The following is a 15,175-nucleotide window of genomic DNA, read 5'->3' as shown; positions in this document are numbered from 1 at the left end:
AGCTACCTGTTGACCTCTGGCACGAACAGATCGGCGATCCGACCCTTGCAGACGCCATCCTGGACAGGCTGGTGCACTGTGCACACAGAGTAAAACTCAAAGGAGAATCCATGAGAAAAATGAAAGCAAACTTGACGTCAATGCAACCAACGAGGTAATGGACAAATAACAGCGTCGCTTCGCTCCGACTACCCGGCCGCGATCATCTGGAATGGGTGGCCGGAATCACGTGGAATGAGTGGCCGGGATCGTCTGGAATCACCGGCCGGGATCAGTGGAATACGCATTGGTTACAAGATAATGTAATCAAACCCGAACGTTGCCCTAAAAAACCAAATAGGGAGTAAGGTTATGAAATTTTGGTTACCTGATTCATTGTATCGCCTCAAGCCCCTCCTCATAGGATTTGCAGGAGCAAGCCTTTTGTACCTGTCCAAGAATTTATTTATCTCAGTTCTTGGTGTGTTATGCGTGGCGTACGCATTCTGGATTCTTGTAATGCGGTTACTGTGGTCGTCCGCAGTAACGATAAAGGCGCGCAGAAGTTCTGCTCGGGCAGGTCAACGCAAAATTCACCGTGTAAATTTTCCTTCCAAGTAGGAAGCATGATCCTTACGGTGAAAGCTCTCTAAGTACTTGTATAAAACCAAGCGAATTTGCGTTCCGGCAGTTTGGCGATTTACCCTTTATTCCGGCTACAGCTTCGGCCCATCTCAAAGTATCAGAGCCCAGATAAGAGCGCTTGAGAGGGAAAAGCAACAGATGGAGCTGGGGGCAGTCACAAAGAATGTGGGGAACAAAAAAGGCACTTAACAACTATTGCGTCAAGTGCCTGATATCACTGGTGGGCGAGATGGGATTCGAACCCATGACCTTCGGCTTCGGAGGCCGACACTCTATCCAGCTGAGCTACCCGCCCATATTGATAACGATGTGTTCAGAGCAATGCAATATACATCAATCCCTTACCAATGCAAGGTTTTAATAGTATTTTGCGCCCCCTGTTTTTATCTGCCTCAAAAACGCGTCAACTTTCAGTCAGGGTTTCTCGCGAGCTTTTCGTTGTGCTTCAAGCTTAACTGGGGAGTACAACACCATGTTCAAGCATGGTTCGGTACAAAAATCAAACGACTCACCTTTTACAGGTCACCTGGGTATTTACAGAAATCACGTTGCAAGCCATTTGCACCTTGCTGTCTACGGCCACGCCGCTTTTTCTTTATCTGCAAAAATTTTATGGCTAAACCTCTAGGAAAGGGAAAATGTATCACCCTGGCTGTTTCGTTGCCGATCATGGAATACAGAGATGATGCTACTGCGTGACCGCCTGCCTTGAAATCTATGCTATTAAAGTGATATCGTTTAGTAACCAGTGAAAATCGACGGCAATTGTCACACGACTGAGTCGTTTGCTAAAACCATCACTGTTATTCCGGGCTATTCGTTTTTGATTATCAGTGTCACCTTTCCAAACCATGGCCCCGAGAGCTGTTTTCTGCAGCAACAGCGCAGAATTCGGTAAGATTATCCCAGGAAGATGATCAAGTAAAGATTATGGTAAACTGGAGCGCCTTTCCCGAACATATCCTGCCGCGGATGAAGCAGCATCCGGCATTACGCTCTTTGCGGCATCAGCCTAAACTTTTCAGCGACACCAGCGATTTCGGCAATATTGATTACGGTGATGTGATACATGTGGACAACCGATATTTTCTGGTCGTCGGACACACAAAGGAGGGACGTTTCGGCATAGACGAACAGCCGAAGCAGTGGGTTCCCAAGGTGCTTGACCTGGAAAGCGGACAGCGTCAGATTGTCAAACTCGTTTTTCACGAAACGTACAAGATAAGGCTCGGGCCGATAGAGATTACGTGTTACCGCAATCCGGAAAAGGAAGCGCAGGTTATCGAACTTACCCGCGGAAACGATGCATTCATGCAGGGATACGCTACCCTTGATGAAGCGGACAATCTTGTACGCATTTTAGATATCGTCAACGGGACAAGACTCGACAAATACATCTATAAGTTAGGCGAAGATCACCGGGATTACCTTGAAAATCATCTTTACAATGTTCTCCAGAGGTATCTCCTCAGTATCGACGCAATAATACATTTACACCAGAACGGGCTCAAGCATGGAGACATCAGGCGTGATCATATTTTTGTCGACCGGAAGAAGCAGCATTTTGTGTGGATTGATTTCGATTATGATTTCTACCTGCCGGAAAGGCCTTTTGCGCTCGACCTTTTGGGACTTGGCAGCGTACTTTTATTTCTTGTGGGCCAGGATACTTTTCGTACCAAATCTATCCTGCAAAACCCCCAATTCGGCGAGAAGGTTTTCAATAGTCTTGAGCCCCAGGATATGGCCCTTCTCTCCCAGGACAGGATTTTCAACCTAAAAAAAATATATCCCTACATACCGGATCCCCTCAATGAACTTCTTCTGCATTTTTCCATGGGGACCACGGTAATGTATGATGAGGTAAAGGAATTTTACGACGATCTTTGCAGGGTAATGGATATGATCTGGTAACAATTCCATGTGCTACGGCAGGTCATGCAATCTAAGCAGCCTGGAGACAGTGTTGGAGGCGTGCTATAATAACAGGAGAAAACCATAAACAAGCTGCATATTGAGATTATTTCAAACTGAAATCGACCATTCCGGGTCGGCTGCAAGACTTTTAAGTGTCAACAAGATAACAGAGGTACAAGGGGGACATGATGAAAATAGTAATCGTCGGCGGCGGCGCAATCGGAAGACTGTTCGGAGCATCGTTGGTCAAAGGTAAAAACGATGTCACCGTGATAGACAAAAATCCGGCAGTGGTGGATGAGATGCAGCGCAACGGGATAGGGGTGATGGCCAACAAGTCGGATTCTCTTGAATCCATCGAGAGCGTACCCGTCACAGCTCTTGCCGATGCCGCCACAATAAAAAAATGCGACCTGGTGCTCCTCACCGTGAAGTCTTTTGCCACCAGAGCCGCCGCCGAATCCGTTGCCCACCTGGTGACGGAAAACAGCCCCATCGTGTTCATGCAGACCGGTCTTGGCAATCAGGCCATTTTGCGGGAGATGTTTCCGGTTAAAGCGATAATCGCAGGACTCACGTTCATGTCCGGCACGGCACTGGGCAACTCACGTGTCCGCAGGGGACGGCGTGGCCTTACCTTTATCGGCGAACTGGGTGAAGTTGGTGAGCTTACAGGGGATGTCACCCCCCGGCTGAAAAATATCTGCCAGATTTTCAACGACAGCGATATCCCGACCAAATGGTCGCACAAAATTATCGGCAGACTGTGGGCGAAAGTCATCACCTACGCAACGCTCAACACTTTAACGTCAGTCTTCAAGGTACCAAACGGCCAGCTTTTGCAGCATGAAGAATCGATACGTCTGGTCAAGTTATTGCTTGCCGAGGGGGAGATGGTAGCCAAGGCACGAGGAGTGGAACCCATCGTTGACGATCTCTACGAACTATTTGTGGAAGTAGTGCAGGAAAGCGCCAACAATCTCTCGTCAATGCTCCAGGATATTCTCAACGGCCGGCCGACAGAAATCGAGGCCCAGAGCGGTGCCATAGCCAACTATGCCGAAAAATTCGGACTAGAGGTGCCAAGACACCAGATGATGACCTCTATCCTCAAATTAATGGAGGCGTGGCCGATGGAGCGATAAGCTGTACCAAAGCTTCTCATAAAGGCTGGAGCAGGTTCCCGGAGGAACGCGACATATCGAGTCCTTATTGCCGTAACCGATTTGTTTTATGGGATAAAACCATTGTAAATGAGACAATGAAGGCAGGAGGTACCCTCAATGCACGATTGGCATAAGATACTTGTAGCTGTTAACGACTCGGACGACGCATTACGCGCCATCCGATATGTCGGTCAGGTAGCGTCAGCGTCAAATACAGTATCGATACATCTGCTGTACGTTTATCCTGACCCCCCGCCCGACTATTACACCAAAGGCGGCACTCTCGATGCCTACAGGGAGATAATGGTGGACCAGGCAGGAACAGCCCTCAGGCTGGCGATATCGAACCTGACGAAACTAGGGATAAGCGAGGAGGCGATAACCACCAGTGTCCAGCTGGCGGACGGCTTAACCATCAGCCAGGCGATTTTAAATGCCATGGACAAGCATCAGTGCAACACCCTGGTGGTCGGGAAACGGGGTATCAGCAAGAACGAGGAATTTCTCTTTGGTTCGATATCAAACACTCTTGCCCGAAAAACCAAGGGATTCACCACATGGATAGTCGGGTAAGAACTGTTGGCATGACTTTTTTCCTGAGTTGCAGGCAGCTGGTCGTGACTTGGCAGCAAAGCGCGAACCCAAAACCGACTGTACCCTGGCAGCCCTGGTGAACCACACGCCCTTACCCCACAGATATGCCGCTATTTTTTCATCTTTTCCATATATTCTTCCCATTCAAGCGGCATCATCGATTTTTTTAAATTATTGCAGGTCTTGCAGCACGGGACAAGGTTGTCCTTGGTGGAACGCCCGCCCCGTGCAAGAGGAACAAGATGGTCCATGGTAATCTGGCGGTACAGCACTTTTTTCCTGCAATAATAACAAATCCCCGGACCGGTTTTCTGTTGCCACCACCGCGTTTTTCTCAGCGCTTTCGCCTTTTCTTTCTCCCGTCTGATTTCCGTCTCGTCAGGAGCATCAAAATCGAGAAAATCGTGTGCCATCAGGCAAGCTCTCCGCGCAACAGACGGCGAACCGCCCCGATAAGGTAAAGGGAACCACCGACAACGATAAGATCTTTTTCTCCGGCCTTTTTTTGCGCCGTTTGCAGCGCCTCTGCCACATCGGCAACGCACTCGGCCTTTTGTTGCTGCTCCGGAGTCAGCAACCCGTATATCTGTTCCGGCGAAGCGGATCGCTCGCCTTCCGGCCTGGTTATGACAAGAGTATCGAACAGAGGCGCGATAGACTTCAAGGTGGCGTTCAGATCCTTGTCAAACATCGCCCCCCAGATACCGATCAGCCCTCTGCCGCCAAAGGCCTTTTTCAGAGTGTCGGACAGATTGTCGACTCCGGCGGGATTATGAGCCCCGTCGAGAAGATAGTGCAGCTCTGCAGCCCCCTCCTGCAGCTGTTCTCCCTCCGGACCAAAAGGGGAAGGCAGGCTGAAATATTCCATTCTTCCGGGCCACCTCATCTCGCGGATGCCGCTGTAAATGTCGCCCTGTGAAGATGAGAACCCGTGCTGTTCAAGCAGCGCCAAAACCACAAGCGCTACCGATTCGTTTTCCTGCTGCACCAGGCTGGGACTGCCGGACCGGAGATGGTCCAGCCTGATTGAGCCCAAGCGCTCCCTGCCGCTCCAGCACCAGCTCCCGTCTTCGTTGCAGCTGTAGTCGAAATCTTCTTTCAGCATGTACAGGGGGGCATTTTTTTCGCCGCAGACGGTCTTTATAACCGACACCGCCCTGCTGTCTGTTGCTGAAGAGACCACCGGAACTCCAGGTTTTATTATGCCCGCCTTCTCTCCGGCTATCTCTTCCAGACTATTACCGAGATACGCCTCATGGTCCATACTTATACTGGTAATTACCGAAACAAGCGGAGTGACAACATTTGTTGCGTCAAGCCTCCCCCCCATCCCCGTCTCAAGCAGCACCAGGTCGACATCGGACTCGGCAAACCAGAGAAAACCAAGCGCGGTGGTAAATTCAAAATAGGTTATCTGCTCGTCTCCCAGGACCTCGCAGATTTTTGTTCCCAGCCCGCCAAACTCTTCCTCGCTGATATAGCGGGAGCCTATACGAAACCTTTCCCGGACACTGGAGAGGTGAGGAGAGGTGTAGACACCGACCCGATAGCCGCTTCGGGTCAGAATCTCTGCAAGAGCCGCGCACACCGATCCCTTGCCGTTAGTGCCGGCGAGGTGAACAGTCTTTATCCGGGTTTCGGGCCGGCCGACTTTGGCCAGAAACGACTGCATGGCACCAAGACCAAGCTTGATTTTGTGCATCTGCAACGCGTTGAGATGCGTTAACACTTCATTATATGTCATGGTTATCGGGGAAATTATCTCTGGATCTCGGTCCAGGTTAAAAGTTGCAGGGAATCACACTATAAAATTGTCAGTTTTGCATAATCAAGGTGCAGGGTCTTCAGGCCGTGCCTGTCAAAATAAATATCAAGCGATCGCCCTTTGGAAGTTTTTTTCACCGTACCTGTTCCAAAAAACGGATGTCGAACCTTGCATCCGACAGAAAAATCCTCCATCTGCAGTTTTTTTGTTTTCTTTTTCCGTACCGGCAAAGCTTCTTCCAGGGAAATTTGCTCACGTTGTCCATAGCCCCCGGCGCCGGTGCCGTTTATCCGCTCAAACAATCCACCGCTCATTTCACTGAGAAAAGGTGACATTCCGGTACGCCGGAACTGCCGGTCCGGAGTCATAAGCTGTCTAGGATATGTCAGATACAGATATTTTCTGGCCCTGGTTGCCGCAACATAGAGCAGCCTTCTTTCCTCCTCCCACTGCTCCCCATACGAAGCCGATGCGTGGGGGAAACGGCCGTCGGCCAGCCCCATGACGAAAACCGCGTCAAACTCAAGCCCCTTGGCTGAGTGTATGGTGGAAAGAACAAGCCGGTCCATGCAGCTTTCTTCCGCATTAACCTGCTCGGGGGGATCAAGGGCGGTATCGTCAATAAAACTCTGCAGCTCCTCGTAGCCCTCCATAATGCCTTTGAGCTGATCGAGATCTTTTTGTCTTTTCGGGTAATCATCGCTGTACAACCGCTCGAAAATGGGCTGATAGTAGTGGAGCGCTATCTCGAAAAGCATTCCTGGTTTCTGTTCTGCACCAAGGAGTTTTTCATACAGCAGCACCAGCCTGTCAAAAGCTTCTTTCCAGGTAGTTTTCGCCCGATAGTTCTGCAGCGTGTAGAGCACATCATCTGCCCCCGCGATGGTGTTCGATATCTTCTGCGCCGTCGCCGGTCCTACTTTTTCAAGTTGCAAGAGAATTCTGTTCCACGACAACGTGTCCTGAGGATTTGTGAGCACTCGGAAAAAAGCGATCATATCCTTCATGTGAGCGGACTCGGTCAGTTTCAGTCCCCCTCTTTTTTCATACTCGATGCGGTCTGCGGTCAACTCGATTTCAAGCTTGTAGGAATGAAAGCTGGAGCGAAACAACACTGCGATATTTGCTGGTTCCACTCCCTGCTGTATGAGTTTTTTTATGGTTTGGACAATAAAGGAGGCCTCCTCCAGCTCATCCCGGCCGCCAAACAGCTTCGGCAGCCAATCCCCTTCTATTGAGGTAAAAAGGGTCTTGGTATATTTTTCAGCGGCGTTTTCTATAATATTATTGGTCAGGGACAGGATCGGCTGGGTCGACCGGTAGTTCTCTTCCAGCTTGATGACTCTGGTGTCGCCGAAGTCTTTCGGGAATCGCATGATATTGTAGAAATCGGCTCCCCTGAACGAATAGATCGACTGGGAGTCGTCGCCCACCACCATGACGTTTTTGCTCTCATTGGCCGCCAGCCTGACGATATCTGCCTGGATCAGGTTGGTGTCCTGATACTCATCGACCATTATATACGAAAATCTGCCCGCAATCGTCTGTTGCACCTCCGGCGACTCTTCCAGCAGCCGCCGCAGATTCACCAGCAGGTCGTCGTAATCCATCAGTCCGTGGTCAAGCTTGAAGTCATGATAGTGCCGGCGCAGCTTTTCAATATCTTCAAGATGATCGAGCAGGTGTCCGTACTGCTCCTGCACCAGAGTTTCAAGATTCATCGACTTGTTGACGGCCCCGCTTATCATATTGACAACCACTCTCTTGGAGGGAAACCTCTTCTCTTTTTTCCCAAGCCCAAGCGACGATTTCAATAAGTTGACAATCCCCTCCGCATCAGCCCTATCGATTATGGAAAAGGACGAGTCAAACCCGAGGTGGGAGCCGTAGCGCCGCAGCAGCAGGTTGGCGATGCCGTGGAACGTGCCGCCGACCACCCTGCTGCAGGTCTCATTGAGAAGTCTGCCGGCCCTCCACAACATCTCCTGACTCGCCTTCCGGGTAAACGTCAACAACAGGATCGATTCAGGCGCTACCCCCTTGTCGACAAGGTGGGCCACACGGTACACCAGGGTGCGGGTTTTGCCGCTGCCCGCGCCGGCGATCACCAGCACTGGTCCCTCCGTGGTCGTCACCGCCTCATACTGCGGCTTGTTCAAACCTTGCAAATCTACGAATTCACTATGTTTATCTGCTACAGCAGAAAAAGGATCTCCATTCATGGGCGCTACTTTAACACAGGGTTTTTCCGCTCGCAACGTTGGTTGACAAAATTGCCCCCCTTGTTATATTAGCCGACAACAAATGTTCGTAGCGGGCTCGTGATAAACAGCCCTTATTTCTTCTATATCTGGACAGGGCGTTATGAATACTACTGATACTTTTTCGACAATCTTCAACAAGGCAAAACTTGCGGAACTTTTTCCGCCGGAAAGAACCAACGCTTTTTTTGATGCATTATTTGGAGATGCAGATGAAGGATCTTACGATATCGAACTCGGCTACCGGGGCAGCAACGGCAATCAACTTACCATGGAACTGATTCTCCATGAAAGACCCAACTGCTGTCTTGCCTGCAATTTGACCCAGGGACTTCCGCAGGTTTTTTCACGGCACCCTATTATCAACATTGAAGGCATTGTACAAAATATCGGTGCGCTATTAGGGGAAGCGTATTCCTGCAAAGGCTGGTCACTGGGATATACGGAACAGAAAACCAGAAGCCTCCATGTCATTCCCCTGAAAATAGAGCTGGAAAAAATCTGAGACCACCCATCTTGCCAATATTGAGTCTGCATGGTTAACCTGCCCCCCCTGAAAGAGCGGATCGGCCAGCTGTTTATTTTAGGATTTCAGGGGGAGACGCTATCCGGCGACCACCCGATTGTCCGTAACCTCCGGGAAGATTTTCTCGGAGGTGTTATTCTTTTCGACCGTCACCTTGCCAGTCGAAGCAAGTACAACAACATTACGGGACCAACCCAGATAAAACAGCTGACGGCAGCGCTTCGCGCCAATTCCCCGGCACCGCTGATCATAGCGGTTGACCAGGAGGGGGGCAGAGTCGGCCGCTTTCGGCCCGAGCTGGGGTTTGTGCAGACCACATCGGCTGCAACCATGGGGAGCACACCAGAAGTCGATACCACCGCCAATAACGCACGTATCACGGCACGGCTGCTTAAAGAAGCCGGGATAAACTTCAACCTCGCCCCGGTGGTGGACCTCAACGTCAACCCGGAAAACCCGGTAATAGGACGATACAAAAGAAGTTTTTCCAGGGATGCCGACCGGGTCATCAGCCACAGCCGGGCCTGGATCAAGGAACATCGCCGCCTGGACATATGCTCGTGCATCAAACATTTTCCAGGACATGGCAGCTCGGTTGCGGACTCCCACCTGGGCTTCGTCGATATCTCGACAACCTGGCAGAAACAGGAGCTTCAACCCTATCAAACGCTTATAGATGAAGGCGAAATCGAAGCCGTGATGATCGGTCACCTGTACAACGCCGCCATCGACCCCCTGTATCCGGCGACCCTGTCATACAGGACCGTGACCGGACTGCTCAGGCGGCAGCTGAATTTTTCCGGTCTTATCGTCTCTGACGATATGCAGATGAAGGCCATTACCGACAGATACGGACTTGAAGAGGCCTGCTGCCTCTGCCTCAAGGCGGGAATCGACATGATTATCATCGGCAACAACCTCAGCCATGACAAAGATATTCTGCCCAAGGTGCAAAATCATATTATGCAAGACATTGACCGGGGGAAGCTGGATGAAAAAATTGTAAATGCCGCCTGGGCCAATGTTCAAAAAGTTAAAAAAATACTGGAGGCACCCCATGTCAGCCAATAACAGCACCACCACCCACACCATCTTTATCGGATACGCACTCTGGATCTTCGGTTTTCTCGGAGCGCATAGGTTCTACTATGGAAAGCAGATATCCGGTACCGTCTATTTTTTTACCCTGGGGCTGTTTTTGATCGGCTGGATAGTGGACCTCTTCCTGATCCCGGCAATGAACAGAGACGCGGATATCCGCTACCACGAGGGAGAGATCGATTTCAACCTCGCCTGGGTCCTGCTGACATTTCTCGGACTGCTTGGCATTCACAGGATGTATATGGGGAAATGGGTGAGCGGTATACTCTATCTGTTCACCGGCGGCCTTGTTGGACTGGGCTATATTTACGACCTGTGGACCCTCAACGACCAGATCAGCCTGATAAACGGCAGAGGGCTTCAATCCGCCGGGTAACACGCTCCAGGTATCCACCCTGCCTGCGCGCATATTGATGACAATGCGCGCGCAGGGACTATTTCCGGGTTACGGTATCACCCGCCAGGAAACGGGCAACCACCGACGAAAGCTCCCGCATTGAAATCGGCTTGGTACAAAACTCGTCGATCCCGGCCTCAAGAGCCTCATCCCTGTTCACCTTATCCGAATAACCGGTTAACAGGATGATGTTCACATCATCCCTGATCCGCCTGAGTTGCGTACTGAGCTCGATACCGGTCAACCCCGGCATCACCAGATCGGTCATCACCAGATCATATATCTCGGGTGTAGCCTCAAACAGTTCCAGTGCCGCCGGAGCCGACGTCCTGCCGACGACGCTGTAGCCGAGCCCCCTGAGAATTTCACCTGTCACCTTGACCACCTGCGGTTCGTCGTCCACCAGCAGGATCGTTCCGGAACCTCCCTTAAGCTCTTTGAGTGCCAGGTTGTCTTCAATGGAACCTTTTTCATCCTGGACCGGGAGGTATATACTGAACACCGTGCCTTTGCCGAGTTCATCGTGAATCTCGGTTTCTCCTCCCATCGAATCGATTATGTCTTTTACCACCGACAGTCGCATTTCCGAACCGGCATCATAGTCATCAGACGACAGGCTGCAGTCCCCATCTTTTGCCAGCACCATTTTCCTGCCGCCTAGACCGTTGTCCCAGACGCTCAATTCAATCCATTTTCTGCCATCTTTCTTATACTGCGTCGGGGCAAGACGAATCAGCAGTTCCCCATGACCGTCACCGATCGACCGGGAGCCGTTGACACAAAGATTCATCAATACCTGGTACATCTGGACAGGATCGACGGCAACCCTGCCGCAGTCCTCGAAAATCTCCTGCCGGATAACGGTTGTCCCGGGCAACGTTACCCGCATCAGCTTCACCACTTCCTTGACAATCGGATGCAGATACTGGACCACCGCCGCCTTCTCCGTTCCCCTTGCAAAACCGAGGATCTGTTCAGCAAGATATTTCGCCCGCCCGGCTGCCTTCAATATCTCGTCGATATAGTCGAGGATCGACTCATCTTCATAGTTGCTCTGTTTAAGTCTTAAGCGAATTATTTCAGAGTATCCCATGATAGGTGTCAACACGTTGTTGAAATCATGCGCGACCCCTCCGGCAATGGCGCCAATGGCCTCTATTTTCTGTGCATGTCTCAACCGCTGCTGCAGCTCGTGTTTTTCCGTCATATCGTAAGCCATGACGATGACGCCGGTTATCCGCTGGTTTTCTGCTGTCACAGGGGAGGCGACGAGATCATAAACGACCCGCTGTTTTTTCGCCCTGTTCTCCACCATTCTGGTGGTCGATTCAACAACACCCGACTGCAAACATCGGCGAACGGCGCAGTTACCGCACTCCTCCGACTTTTGACAAAAAATTTCGCTGCAGCTTTGTCCAAGAGCCCGGGGATATTTCCTGCCGGTCCAGCTGTTCACCCACCGGGCTCGCAACGCTGTATCAAATCGTATGATAATGGCAGGAATTCCTTCGGCCAGGGCTTTTCTTTCAGCCTCACACTCAGCCAGGCTGTATTCGGTAAAATCAAGGCGATCGGATTCCAATGCAATCTCTCTTTGTATATAGCGGGGTATCGACCCCATTTTTTCTCCTGGAACAACGCGCTATTCTCTTTGCCCTATCTGCTTGCACCATCCAACCACCAATATATACAAAAGTTATCGGATTGTTGCGAGAAAACTCCTCCTTCTCCCGGGCTTTCACCGAATATTCAGGAAAATCCTTCCTCTTGACTCTTGGAGCAGGACTCATTATTACTTCACCACCAGGAAAAAATATAACCCGGCCCGAATATTTCACAAACTACCAACCGTGCTCAACAGATCTTGCCCGCTCACTGTTCATGATCATGTTTTGCTGGGTTCAATCCGGTTGTGCACGAAATATTCGGGTCGGTCAAACCGCTCAACCAACAGATAAATATCGTCAGGCATGATTTTAGAAAAAAAAGGAATTTTCTCCGACAAGGAAAAACCGGAAATTAATTATCCATGCGTATGGGTTTACAAGGTTATCGGCGAAGACTGCAGCCTGCTCAAGGAAGAGATCGTGCGGGCATGTGCTCCCCATGACGTGACCATCACCCATTCCCATTCAAGTTCCAAGGGAAAATACCACAGCCTCAACGCCGAACTGACTGTCCCTGATGAACAGGTTCGTCTCGGCATTTATAAACAGCTAAAAAGTGCTGACGCCGTAAAGTTCGTGCTTTGACAGGCAAAACTGCCGCTGATTGGAAAAAAATCAAATGACCGAAGAAAAAAAGAAAAAAGACTCGCAGCTCATTCTCTCTTTACGCGAAGGCGTCGGACTCGTCCAGATGATTGTATTCAAACAGATAAGAGAGTCGCTGCTGAAGAAAAACTGCGGGGGCGACCAACAGGAAACTCCGATGCTCGCCGGCGCAATCACCAACGAGATATTCGGCACCCGGAACCCGGACCCCCGGTTTGCCCTGTTCAGAAAAGAACATCGGGGTGAGATAGAACAGCAACTGCTCGGGCTGAAAGACGATCACGAATTTCTGTGCAGGCATATCACCGACGCACTCAGAATCCAGACCCTGTGCGACGACCAGGAGGGCGGAGACAGTACCGACACACTGGTCCGGGCAAAAAATTACGGTTATCTCCTGGAAGACAGGGAGATTCCCCTGCCATCCACCTTCATGACCGTGGTCAGGGAACTGGGCAGACAGCACAACCTTATCGTCCCCCCGGTGCAGATAACCCCCGACCAGGACGAGTCGATGGTACACTAATCATAGGACCGAGCCGAAGTAAGGCAGACATTACGGCCAGCCGCCCTGCTTGGCCGTCCGCCCCGGCTGCTATCTATCCTCTTAGCCTGACGCGAACGACCCCGCGAACCGAATTGCAGACATAGACTGCTTCAGCGTTTCTGAGCATTTCCGGCGTTATTTTTTGTTCAATGACAGGGACCTTGCTGCCGGCCAACAGCTTGCCGCGCATAACCCCTGCCAGGAGACCGCATTCGACCGGCGGGGTCTTGTATCTGCCGTTGTGGTATATGATCACATTGGTAATACACCCCTCGGTCAACTCGTTATGGCTGTTGAAGAATATGTAGTCAAACAGCCCCCGTTCACACGCTTTCCGATATTGGTCGTTATAGAGAGACCGCCTTGTGGTCTTGTAAAACAGCCACTGATTGCCGCAATCGACGATATGGTCTGAGACAGCGACCTCGGGAAGATCGGCAACGCTGCCGGCGGGAAACTCCTCCAGTTCAAGGATCTGCGGCAGGTCGCAGGGTGCGGCGACACATTTCACCCTGCCGTCCTTGTACAGCTCGAGCCTGACCCTCATCGGGCTGGTAAAGTCTGCCCCCTTATCAGCCAGTGTTGCCAGAGCCAGGGCAGAATCAAAGGAGAAGTTGAAAAAAGAGGCCGCTTCTTTGAGCCGAAACAGATGTTCATCAAGAAGATAATACCCTTGACCGGGAGTGTGCAGGATCGTCTCAAAAAGCTGGAACTGCGGTTTGCAGTGGGTCAGAAAACGCCCTTTCAGAAGCGACTCATCCCACTCTTGTTCGGCGACGCTGTCATGGGTTATCCCGGCGCCGATACCCATTTCCCCGCGGCCGCCCGACAAGCGAATTGTTCTGATGGGAACGTTAAAAGCAGCCGACCCGTCGGGACTGAAATAACCAATTGCCCCGGTATAAACGCCTCGCCGGTCTTTTTCCAGCTCGTCAATTATCTGCATGGTGCGAATCTTCGGCGCGCCGGTAATCGACCCGCACGGGAACAGGGCACGAAACAGTTGTGTGAGCGGCAATGAACGCATGGCAGTCTCAGCGATGGTCGCCTTCACTGTGGACGTCATCTGCAGCAACGACTCGTAGGCTTCCACATCAAACAGAGACTGGACAAAAACCCTGCTTTTGCCGTGCCCGTGAACAAGTCTTGCAAGATCGTTTCGCAACAGGTCGACAATCATGACATTCTCGCTCCTGTTCTTGATATCGTTTTGCAGAAAATGACTGTTGGCTTCCTCCTCTTTTTTAAACCTCCCCTTGGCGACCGTACCCTTCATCGGCCTGACCGTAATTTCGGGTCCCTGTTTTTTAAAAAAGAGTTCCGGGGAAAAAGAGAGAATCTGCTCCCCGCGGCTTTTGATAAAGGCGCCATACCCCACCGACTGGTTCTTCCTGAGAAAGGCGTAAAACTGTTCCGGCGACCCGTCAAAATCGAACAGCAGTTTCATGGTGTAATTGACCTGGTAGGTATCGCCCGCCTCAATGTAATCCCGGATGGTGCCAAGGGCCGCGACAAACTCTTTCTTTTCCATATTCGGCCTGAGGCTTGACACCTTGTGACAGTCCTTCTGGCAACCTTCCGGCCTCTGTCCTCGTTTCGGATAGTTATTCTGTCCCGTATGATGGTTAAATGTATATGGTTTTAAAAAAACCCCGAGATCGGCCAGCACCATCTCTGTCGCCAAAAACTGTTCAATATTTTTGGTAATCCCTCCTTCGAGCAGGGCGCCGAATTCATAGCCGATCCACCCGGCCAGGTGATACCCCTGCCCCAGAGCGGACTGCAGCTTCTGAAGATACCCTTCGAGGTTATCCCCTGCCCTGCAGACAAATCTGTCTATTGGATCAACAAATAAATATGACATACAATTTTCTTCATCCGGCCGCGACGTATCGAGGAAAACACACTCATCTTCATGACGTAAAAAGTGCAGCAGACAATCCAGCTCATTGTCGTCAATACCCAACATGAAACTATCCTTTTACCGTTTGAAAAAATTTTTAT

Annotated in this window: 14 protein-coding genes and 1 tRNA gene; 9 read left to right on the top strand and 6 right to left on the bottom strand. The window is 50.9% G+C overall.

Translation table 11 applies throughout. The features are described from left to right. Positions 1 to 158, top strand: a 158-nt coding sequence (locus BLQ17_RS18250) for an ATP-binding protein (RefSeq protein WP_176761307.1), incomplete at its 5' end; no start/stop codon positions are given. Between the two features lie 684 nt (positions 159 to 842). Here BLQ17_RS18250 and BLQ17_RS18245 read toward each other — a convergent pair. Beyond that, positions 843 to 919: transfer RNA gene (locus BLQ17_RS18245), tRNA-Arg, on the bottom strand. 635 nt (positions 920 to 1,554) lie between these two features. Here BLQ17_RS18245 and BLQ17_RS18240 point away from each other — a divergent pair. The 3 genes from BLQ17_RS18240 to BLQ17_RS18230 all read left to right on the top strand — a co-directional run bounded on the left by BLQ17_RS18240 (position 1,555) and on the right by BLQ17_RS18230 (position 4,280). After that, positions 1,555 to 2,538 carry a protein kinase family protein gene (locus tag BLQ17_RS18240; RefSeq protein WP_092225481.1) on the top strand — a complete coding sequence of 328 codons (984 nt, stop codon included), beginning with the start codon at positions 1,555 to 1,557 and terminating at the stop codon, positions 2,536 to 2,538. Between the two features lie 188 nt (positions 2,539 to 2,726). Beyond that, entirely contained in the window at positions 2,727 to 3,686 is a 960-nt protein-coding gene (locus BLQ17_RS18235; protein WP_092225479.1) for a ketopantoate reductase family protein, read from the top strand. Between the two features lie 138 nt (positions 3,687 to 3,824). Further along, positions 3,825 to 4,280, top strand: coding sequence for a universal stress protein (locus BLQ17_RS18230; protein ID WP_092225477.1), 456 nt, complete (start codon positions 3,825 to 3,827; stop codon positions 4,278 to 4,280). Positions 4,281 to 4,411: 131 nt separating this feature from the next. On the opposite strand, the gene BLQ17_RS18225 is transcribed toward BLQ17_RS18230, so the two are convergent. The 3 genes from BLQ17_RS18225 to BLQ17_RS18215 are packed head-to-tail and all read right to left on the bottom strand — an operon-like array spanning position 4,412 to position 8,288. Then, positions 4,412 to 4,714 carry an HNH endonuclease gene (locus tag BLQ17_RS18225; protein ID WP_092225475.1) on the bottom strand — a complete coding sequence of 101 codons (303 nt, stop codon included), beginning with the start codon at positions 4,712 to 4,714 and terminating at the stop codon, positions 4,412 to 4,414. Further along, positions 4,714 to 6,045, bottom strand: a complete 1,332-nt coding sequence (locus BLQ17_RS18220; protein ID WP_092225473.1) for a bifunctional folylpolyglutamate synthase/dihydrofolate synthase — start codon at positions 6,043 to 6,045, stop codon at positions 4,714 to 4,716. The genes BLQ17_RS18225 and BLQ17_RS18220 overlap by 1 nt, the downstream gene beginning before the upstream one ends. Before the next feature lie 59 nt (positions 6,046 to 6,104). Then, the gene (locus BLQ17_RS18215; protein WP_092225471.1) at positions 6,105 to 8,288 is read right to left on the bottom strand and encodes an ATP-dependent helicase; all 2,184 of its coding nucleotides are present in this window, start codon (positions 8,286 to 8,288) and stop codon (positions 6,105 to 6,107) included. A 142-nt stretch (positions 8,289 to 8,430) separates the two neighbouring features. On the opposite strand from BLQ17_RS18215, the gene BLQ17_RS18210 reads away from it, so the two are divergent. Genes BLQ17_RS18210 through BLQ17_RS18200 form a run of 3 tightly spaced genes read left to right on the top strand, consistent with a single transcriptional unit; the run spans position 8,431 to position 10,330 of the window. After that, positions 8,431 to 8,832, top strand: a complete 402-nt coding sequence (locus BLQ17_RS18210) for a pancreas/duodenum homeobox protein 1 (protein WP_092225469.1) — start codon at positions 8,431 to 8,433, stop codon at positions 8,830 to 8,832. A gap of 30 nt (positions 8,833 to 8,862) precedes the next feature. Then, positions 8,863 to 9,924, top strand: a complete 1,062-nt coding sequence (locus tag BLQ17_RS18205; RefSeq protein ID WP_092225467.1) for a glycoside hydrolase family 3 protein — start codon at positions 8,863 to 8,865, stop codon at positions 9,922 to 9,924. Then, a complete protein-coding gene (locus tag BLQ17_RS18200; RefSeq protein ID WP_092225465.1) occupies positions 9,911 to 10,330 on the top strand; it encodes an NINE protein in 420 nt (139 codons plus the stop codon). Before BLQ17_RS18205 ends, BLQ17_RS18200 begins: the two co-directional genes overlap by 14 nt. A 58-nt stretch (positions 10,331 to 10,388) precedes the next feature. Here the strand turns inward: BLQ17_RS18200 and BLQ17_RS18195 are convergent, their stop codons facing one another. Next, the gene (locus BLQ17_RS18195) at positions 10,389 to 11,972 is read right to left on the bottom strand and encodes a hybrid sensor histidine kinase/response regulator (protein WP_092225463.1); all 1,584 of its coding nucleotides are present in this window, start codon (positions 11,970 to 11,972) and stop codon (positions 10,389 to 10,391) included. 349 nt (positions 11,973 to 12,321) lie between these two features. Between BLQ17_RS18195 and BLQ17_RS18190 the strand changes: the two genes are divergently transcribed. Together BLQ17_RS18190 and BLQ17_RS18185 are read left to right on the top strand one after the other, a co-directional pair. Continuing rightward, positions 12,322 to 12,603, top strand: a complete 282-nt coding sequence (locus BLQ17_RS18190; protein WP_092225461.1) for an HP0495 family protein — start codon at positions 12,322 to 12,324, stop codon at positions 12,601 to 12,603. Positions 12,604 to 12,637: 34 nt separating this feature from the next. Next, entirely contained in the window at positions 12,638 to 13,150 is a 513-nt protein-coding gene (locus BLQ17_RS18185; protein ID WP_092225459.1) for a hypothetical protein, read from the top strand. Between the two features lie 73 nt (positions 13,151 to 13,223). Here BLQ17_RS18185 and BLQ17_RS18180 read toward each other — a convergent pair whose 3' ends face one another. Further along, positions 13,224 to 15,140, bottom strand: coding sequence for a chorismate-binding protein (locus BLQ17_RS18180; protein WP_092225457.1), 1,917 nt, complete (start codon positions 15,138 to 15,140; stop codon positions 13,224 to 13,226). Positions 15,141 to 15,175 lie beyond the last annotated feature (35 nt).

The organism is Desulforhopalus singaporensis, from assembly GCF_900104445.1.
GTDB classification, from domain to species: Bacteria; Desulfobacterota; Desulfobulbia; order Desulfobulbales; family Desulfocapsaceae; genus Desulforhopalus_A; species Desulforhopalus_A singaporensis.
This window is presented reverse-complemented; position numbering and strand designations above follow the sequence as displayed.

Excerpts from the sequence above, each read along its gene's own strand:
- BLQ17_RS18240 (WP_092225481.1), top strand. The coding sequence starts at position 1,555 with ATGGTAAACTGGAGCGCCTTTCCCGAACATATCCTGCCGCGGATGAAG.
- BLQ17_RS18235 (WP_092225479.1), top strand. The coding sequence starts at position 2,727 with ATGATGAAAATAGTAATCGTCGGCGGCGGCGCAATCGGAAGACTGTTC.
- BLQ17_RS18230 (WP_092225477.1), top strand. The coding sequence starts at position 3,825 with ATGCACGATTGGCATAAGATACTTGTAGCTGTTAACGACTCGGACGAC.
- BLQ17_RS18225 (WP_092225475.1), bottom strand. The coding sequence starts at position 4,714 with ATGGCACACGATTTTCTCGATTTTGATGCTCCTGACGAGACGGAAATC.
- BLQ17_RS18220 (WP_092225473.1), bottom strand. The coding sequence starts at position 6,045 with ATGACATATAATGAAGTGTTAACGCATCTCAACGCGTTGCAGATGCAC.
- BLQ17_RS18215 (WP_092225471.1), bottom strand. The coding sequence starts at position 8,288 with ATGAATGGAGATCCTTTTTCTGCTGTAGCAGATAAACATAGTGAATTC.
- BLQ17_RS18210 (WP_092225469.1), top strand. The coding sequence starts at position 8,431 with ATGAATACTACTGATACTTTTTCGACAATCTTCAACAAGGCAAAACTT.
- BLQ17_RS18205 (WP_092225467.1), top strand. The coding sequence starts at position 8,863 with ATGGTTAACCTGCCCCCCCTGAAAGAGCGGATCGGCCAGCTGTTTATT.
- BLQ17_RS18200 (WP_092225465.1), top strand. The coding sequence starts at position 9,911 with ATGTCAGCCAATAACAGCACCACCACCCACACCATCTTTATCGGATAC.
- BLQ17_RS18195 (WP_092225463.1), bottom strand. The coding sequence starts at position 11,972 with ATGGGGTCGATACCCCGCTATATACAAAGAGAGATTGCATTGGAATCC.
- BLQ17_RS18190 (WP_092225461.1), top strand. The coding sequence starts at position 12,322 with ATGATTTTAGAAAAAAAAGGAATTTTCTCCGACAAGGAAAAACCGGAA.
- BLQ17_RS18185 (WP_092225459.1), top strand. The coding sequence starts at position 12,638 with ATGACCGAAGAAAAAAAGAAAAAAGACTCGCAGCTCATTCTCTCTTTA.
- BLQ17_RS18180 (WP_092225457.1), bottom strand. The coding sequence starts at position 15,140 with ATGTTGGGTATTGACGACAATGAGCTGGATTGTCTGCTGCACTTTTTA.